1 protein-coding gene is annotated in these 1,679 nt (G+C 42.3%); it reads left to right on the top strand.

The window, feature by feature from the left end; translation table 11 throughout:
* The first annotated feature begins 399 nt into the window (after positions 1-399).
* Positions 400-1,575, top strand: coding sequence for an alpha/beta hydrolase (locus GNE10_RS34340; protein WP_185570483.1), 1,176 nt, complete (start codon positions 400-402; stop codon positions 1,573-1,575).
* Positions 1,576-1,679: the final 104 nt, after the last annotated feature.

The raw sequence follows: 1,679 nt of genomic DNA on the forward strand, positions 1-1,679 counted from the left end.
GGGGTGGGGTGACTCCGGATTAATTAGTAATTGAGTAAGTTTGCTGTAACGTTATTATACATTCATCGAATTCGCTGCATCGTTTATTGAATTCGGTGTATCGTTTGTTGAATTCGCTGCATCGTTTGTTGAATTCGGTGCATCGTTTATTGAATTCGCTGCATCGTTTATTGAATTCGGTGCATCGTTTGTTGAATTCGGTGTATCGTTTGTTGAATTCGGTGCATCGTTTGTTGAATTCGGTGTATCGTTTGTTGAATTCGGTGTATCGTTTATTGTTTTTGTTCAATTTTAATTTGAGTGGGATAAAAACTTAAATACGTCGTAAACTCGTGGGTTTGAAACCCAGGAGTTTTGATGAATAATACAGAGGAGAAGCTTGGCGATCGCTAAATAACAATGACCACTGTAATATTTGTACATGGCACAGGCATTAGGGAACGAGAATACTACCAAACTTTTGAGATAATTGAGCAAAAGATTCACACCCAACGTCCTGACGTTAAAGTTGCTCCTTGCCTTTGGGGTGAATTAGGTGCAAAGTTCAATGCTCATGGGGCATCGATACCCTTGCAAGATGCCACACTGGCTTTATTTCAAAAAGAAGAAGACGCAGATATTATTCTCTGGCGACAATTATACAGCGATCCTTTGTATGAATTACGGCTGTTGTCTTTGAAACCGATTGAGTCAGGAAATCCCTTTGGGGAAGAACCAGGAGATATTTTACAATCTCGTGTAGCGAGTTTCACTCCGGTGTCTCAACTGCAAGCTAAGTTGCAAGAGGCGGGAATTACAGAGGTGTTTGAACAAGCGCGAGAAATTGTTATCCGCAGCGAACCGTATGAACGGGCATTGCTTACAGTTTGTGAGTCTGATTTGAGTGAATATTATGGAGCGATCGCTAGGGCAATTGTGGCTCAAGCAATGTTTCTTAGCGAACAGCAACAAAAATTTCCCCCCATACTCATCGATGCTCAATTGCGCGATAAAGTTGTGGAATTGCTGACTCTGGCTTTGACAGAGGCGGAATTAGGATTAGGTAGATGGTTATTAAAGCCGCTTGTTGAGTTAGCCCTACCTATGGGAACAAACTATATCAAAGGCAACCGCTTTGAACTAACTGATAAAATTTCGCCTATGCCTGGGGATATTCTGCTATATCAGGCGCGGGGTGAAAAAATCAGGGCGTTTATCCAGCAACAAATCGAACAAGCAGAACCCCCAGTGGTTTTAATTGCCCATAGTTTGGGGGGTATCGCTTGTGTAGATTTGCTAGTGCAGCAACAGTTATCTCAGGTGGAATTATTGGTAACAGTTGGTTCCCAAGCACCATTTTTATATGAGATTAACGCCCTCTACAGCTTAGAATATGGGCAGTTATTACCACAATATTTCCCGCAATGGTTGAATATCTACGATTTACGGGATTTTCTCAGTTACGTTGGCAAGAAAATTTTCCCCGATAGAGTGCAGGATGTGGTAGTGGATAGCAGACAACCCTTTCCCCGTTCCCACGGTGCTTATTGGACAAATGCCAAAACCTGGGAGGCAATTATTCCGAGGTTGCCATAATGGTTTACTTTTTACGGTATCTAGAAAACCCCTCTCCAAACCTCTCTCCTACAAGGCAAATCATTAGTTATGATTCCCACAGTTATTGCACCCCACCCCCAACC

The organism is Nostoc sp. 2RC, assembly GCF_014222165.1.
Classification (GTDB): Bacteria; Cyanobacteriota; Cyanobacteriia; order Cyanobacteriales; family Nostocaceae; genus Nostoc; species Nostoc linckia.